Origin of the sequence: Spirosoma sp. (assembly GCF_048594605.1) — a bacterium.
Taxonomy (GTDB): Bacteria; Bacteroidota; Bacteroidia; order Cytophagales; family Spirosomataceae; genus Spirosoma.
Window position 1 is genome coordinate 1 of record NZ_JBMDWV010000400.1, and the last position, 5321, is coordinate 5321.

A 5321-nucleotide genomic window follows, 5' to 3' on the forward strand; every position below is an offset into this window, starting at 1 on the left:
ATTCAATCATTCAATCACTCTATCATTCAAAATTAAAGTGATACCCCCCGTTTCCAGGGAATGAAATCGTCCTGACCAAGCCGTTCAGCCTGGGTAATGAGTTCGCCCGATGCGAGCTGGATGATGTAGTCGAGCAGGGCGTCGGCGTTTTGGGCAATACTTTGTTCACCATCGATGATCGGGCCACTGTCGAAATCAATGACGTCGGGCATTCGATTTTTCAGCTTCGTATTGGTCGATACCTTCACAACCGGACAGATTGGATTGCCCGAAGGCGTACCCAGACCCGTCGTAAATAGAATGACGTTTGTGCCTGAGCCCGCCATACCGGTTGTCGCTTCTACGTCGTTGCCGGGCGTGCAAAGCAGACTCAAGCCGGGCGTAACGGCAGGCTCGGCATAATCCAGTACGTCGGCTACGGGCGATGTCCCGCCTTTTTTGGCCGCTCCCGCCGACTTGATGGCGTCGGTAATCAGTCCGTCTTTGATATTGCCCGGCGATGGGTTCATGTCGAAACCAGAGCCAACCGCTTCAGCCTGCGCCGAGTAGTCGCTCATTAACGTAATGAATTTCTGAGCCTTATTAGTATCGTCGGTACGGTTAATAAGTTCCTGCTCAACACCGTTCAACTCTGGAAATTCGGCCAGTACGGTTTTTCCACCCAACGTAACGACCGTGTCGGACAAATGACCGAGTACCGGATTGGCAGAAATACCCGAAAAACCATCCGAGCCACCGCATTTAAGTCCAATAGTCAGCGCACTGAGCGGAGCGGGCTGGCGTTCAATTTTATTGATTTCAACCAGTCCCAGAAACGTTTCCTTTACCGCCTGCGCCATCAGCGCGTATTCGGTTCCGGCCTGTTGTTCAAATAACAAAAGTGGTTTGTCGAATTTTGGATTCTGTCGCTTGATTTCGGCGGCAACCATGTCGACCTGCAAATGCTGACAGCCCAGACTCAGCACCGTAGCACCTGCTACGTTCGGGTTGTTAATAAACCCGGCTAGTAACGAACCCAGGTACGCCGAGTCCTGGCGGGTGCCGCCACAGCCCATTTCGTGCGTCAGGAATTTGATGCCGTCGATGTTTTTGAAGGGTCGGTTTCCCAATTTCGATGGATGCGTCAGGGTTCTGTTCTGCGACTCATCCACAAACGGTTCCATCTTTTTGATCACATCCATATCGCCCGCTTTGTACAGACTCAGCAGTTCGTGAACCTGATCGCGGTACGTATCGGGCTGTGAGTAGCCAAGCTCACGCTCGAATGCATCTTTCAGAATCAGTACGTTCCGATTCTCGCAAAAAACCAGCGGCACCACCAGCCAGTAATTACGGGTGCCGACGCTGCCATCGGCCCGGTGATAGCCCATAAACGTACGGCCCTGCCAGTGCGAAACATCAGGCGGCTGCCACGAATAGGGCTGTTTTTTATCGAGACCGTAGCGGTCGGCGTCATGTTTGAGATTGAACGTAGTGATGGGCTCACCCCGCCGAATCGGTTGCGTTGCTTTGCCAACCAGCACGCCATACATCGTGATCGGATCGCCCGGCTGACGATCTTCCGTTACAAATTTATGCTTGGCCCCAACAGCGTAAGGCAACTCATACGTATCATTCTCGAAATCAATACGTTCGCCAGCCGACAGGTCGCGTAAGGCAACGATGACGTTATCGGCAGGGTGAACTTTTAATACACGGGCAGACATTGGAAAAACGGTTTAATGAATTGTCGTTGGGCATTATTTCCAATAGAACGCAGATTCTTATGAATTAATCATGATTATCTGAAAATCTGTAATGATCAGGAAAACCTACGGTGTCTTGAAACAACGATGAATGACCAACAACGTAAAAGAGACGTGTTTGGGCGAAATATACCAGCTTTCCTAAAAAAGTTTGTGTTTACTGCTTGCGAATTTGGTAGCCAATCCCAAGTTTTAACCTCCGAACCTAACCTGCCGTATGCCCCAACCTTTAACTGCACCCCCAAACCCCTTTCTGGCTGGCCGACTGATGTCGATGGATGCTTATCGTGGTTTCGTCATGACCTTGATGGCTGCTGAGATCCTGAAATTTGATCATCTGCACGAAGCCTTTCCAGATAGCGCTTTCTGGGCATTCCTGGCACATCATCAGAGTCACGTAGCATGGGCGGGCTGTTCGCTGCACGACCTGATTCAGCCCTCTTTCTCGTTTCTGGTTGGGGTTGCATTGCCTTATTCGGTAGCCAGCCGGGCCACCCAGGGGCATGCCTTTGGAAAGCAGTTTGGCCGGGCACTGCGTCGGTCGCTGATTCTGATTTTACTCGGCATTTTTCTGCGTTCTACCCATGCTGATCAAACCAATTTTACCTTCGAGGATACGCTCACGCAGATTGGTCTTGGCTATCCGTTGCTATTCCTGCTCGGTCATACCAACGTCCGCACAACCTGGATTGGCTTTGGACTGATTCTGTTCATCTATTGGTTAGCGTTCATACTCTATCCCGCTCCAGGGGCCAATTTCGATTACAGTGCTGTAGGAGTTCCGCCAGATTGGCCGGAGCATTACACGGGTCTGATGGCACATTTCAATAAAAATAGTAACCTGGCCTGGGCGTTTGATACGTGGTTTCTAAATCTGTTCCCACGCGTAAAACCGTTTTTGTTTAACGGTGGGGGATACGCCACGCTCAGCTTTATTCCCACGCTCGGCACAATGGTGCTTGGGTTACAGGCAGGACGGTGGTTACGGTCGGGAATCACGCAGCAGGAGATTTTGAAACGCTTTCTGCTGGCAGGGATAATTGGCATCGTGTCGGGGGGGCTGTTGCATGTTTTAGGCATTTGCCCTGTCGTGAAACGGATCTGGACGCCGGCCTGGGTACTGTTTAGTGGTGGATGGTGTTTCGGGCTTTTAGCGCTTTTTTACTACGTTATTGACGTAAAAGAAAAACGCAACTGGGCTTTTCCGCTTGTGGTCGTCGGCATGAATTCCATCGCCATCTACTGCCTGGTGCATTTGATCGACAGTTTCATTATCAAGTCGTTGTACACCCACTTCGGGCACGGACCTTTTCTATTGTTCGGTTCGATATTCGAGCCGCTGTTGATTGGCCTTGTTACATTAGGCATTTTTTACCTGATTCTTCTTTGGATGTACCGCCGACGTTTGTTCATCCGTATCTAAATAATTCGCATGATTACTGCTAATATCCTGAACCTGTTTGATCAGGCAATTTTTTATGGAACCATTACGGTAGAAGAGGGACGTATCGCTAATATTCAGCGGCTTGGCCCTGAACGCACAGGCGAACCGTACGTACTGCCGGGCTTTGTGGATGCTCATGTTCACGTTGAGAGTTCACTTCTGACGCCACCCCAGTTTGCCCGGCTGGCTGTTGTGCATGGTACCGTCGCAACCGTATCGGACCCGCATGAAATCGGCAACGTACTGGGCGTAGCGGGCGTCAATTATATGATCGAAGAGGCTCGGCGGGTTCCGTTTAAATTTATGTTCGGTGCTCCATCTTGCGTACCAGCCACTACGTTCGAAACGGCTGGAGCAATCGTCGACGTAAAGGATGTTCGGCAATTGCTGGCGATGAAAGAGATTGGTTACCTGGCAGAAATGATGAATTTCCCAGGCGTATTGAATCAGGACCCGGGCGTAACGGCCAAGATCACGCTGGCCAAAGCATTTAATAAACCCGTTGATGGACATGCGCCAGGCTTGATGGGCGATGACGCTCAACAGTATATCGATGCCGGAATCAGCACTGATCACGAATGTTTCACGTACGAGGAAGGGCTGGACAAGGCCCGTCGAGGAATGCATATCCTGATACGGGAAGGAAGCGCGGCCCGCAACTTTGAAGCCCTTATTCCGCTATTAAGTCAATTTCCGGCGCAGATTATGTTTTGTTCCGACGATAAGCACCCCGATACGCTGGCAGAAGGACATATTAATCAATTAGTTATCCGTGCTTTGGCAAAAGGCCATTCGCTCTGGAACGTACTGCGGGCCGCCTGCCTGAATCCGGTACTGCATTATCGGTTGCCGGTGGGGTTGCTACGCGAAGGCGATCCGGCTGATTATATCGTCGTTGATACGTTACAGGATTTTCGTGTGCAACAAACGGTTATTAACGGGCAGATCGTAGCCGAAAAGGGTCAGTCTACTATACCGGATTTGCGGAGTGAGCACGTAAATCAGTTCAACTGCTCACCGAAAAAGTCCGAAGATTTGGCGGTAAGTGCTACGTTCTCCGGCGAGTCGATAAACGAAATACGAGTAATCGAAGCGCTTGATGGGCAGTTGATTACCAATGAAATATACGCAGCGCCGAAGCTGGAAAATGGACAGATCGTCCCTGACGTAGCGAATGATATCTTAAAGCTCGTCGTCGTCAATCGGTATCAGGATGCTCCGCCTGCCGTTGCGTTCATCAAAAATTTCGGCTTGAAACAGGGCGCTCTTGCTTCCTCAGTCGGGCACGATTCGCATAATATTACCGCTGTTGGCTGCGATGATGAGAGTATCTGTCGAGCTATTAATCTGGTCATTGAAGCAAAAGGAGGCTTGTCGGCAGTGGGCGAAGGGCATGAGGCATGGAGCGGGGTAGATGAAGCTGTCAATACGGTTTTACCCCATGCCTCATACCCTTCGTCCACTGCCTTATTACCCCTTCCTGTAGCTGGATTAATGACTGATTTGGACGGCTACGACGTAGCAGCTCGCTATTCGTCACTTGATCAATTTGCGAAGAAAGAGCTAGGTAGTACGTTGTCTGCGCCTTTTATGACGCTTTCATTTATGGCCTTGCTGGTTATCCCAAGCTTGAAACTCAGTGACAAAGGACTATTCGACGGAAAACGTTTTGCTTTTACTCCTCTCTCAATTAAGGAAAAGTGACAAAAAAATTTTTTATTTAATTACTTTTTTAATTCTATTTTTTATCGGTAAGTTTACAGACCTCAAGGCTATTCCTAACCTTTACTCACCCTCTCATGGCTCGCTCTCGTACCCACAACGGCCCCGACGATGAAACCCTATGGAATCAATTTCGCGGTGGCGATGAAAATGCGTTTGCCCGATTGTATCAAAACTATGTTCAGACTCTCTACCATTATTGCGCTCACTTCGCTACGGATCGGGCTTTGATTAAAGATTGCATCCACGACCTATTCGTTGAACTGTGGAAGCACCGGACCACCATCGGCCCAACTACTTCGGTTCGTTTCTATCTGATGGCCTCCATTAAGCGGAAACTGGTCCGTCATTTAACGGCTGAGCAAAAGCTGGTTAGTCAGGATGAAATTACCAACGGTCGGCGAGTCGGC

4 protein-coding genes are annotated in these 5321 nt (G+C 49.8%); 3 read left to right on the top strand and 1 reads right to left on the bottom strand.

Annotated features, from left to right (window positions below; genetic code table 11):
- Positions 1 to 32 precede the first annotated feature (32 nt).
- Positions 33 to 1706 carry a UxaA family hydrolase gene (locus ACOJS8_RS24890; protein ID WP_420151269.1) on the bottom strand — a complete coding sequence of 558 codons (1674 nt, stop codon included), beginning with the start codon at positions 1704 to 1706 and terminating at the stop codon, positions 33 to 35.
- A 313-nt stretch (positions 1707 to 2019) separates the two neighbouring features.
- On the opposite strand from ACOJS8_RS24890, the gene ACOJS8_RS24895 reads away from it, so the two are divergent.
- The 3 genes from ACOJS8_RS24895 to ACOJS8_RS24905 form a co-directional block, all read left to right on the top strand.
- On the top strand, positions 2020 to 3168 hold the full coding sequence (locus ACOJS8_RS24895) for an acyltransferase family protein (protein WP_420151272.1): 1149 nt from the start codon (positions 2020 to 2022) through the stop codon (positions 3166 to 3168).
- A 9-nt stretch (positions 3169 to 3177) separates the two neighbouring features.
- Positions 3178 to 4893, top strand: coding sequence for an adenine deaminase (gene ade, locus ACOJS8_RS24900; protein WP_420151270.1), 1716 nt, complete (start codon positions 3178 to 3180; stop codon positions 4891 to 4893).
- Between the two features lie 95 nt (positions 4894 to 4988).
- On the top strand, positions 4989 to 5321 hold a 333-nt coding region (locus ACOJS8_RS24905), incomplete at its 3' end, for an RNA polymerase sigma factor (RefSeq protein ID WP_420151271.1).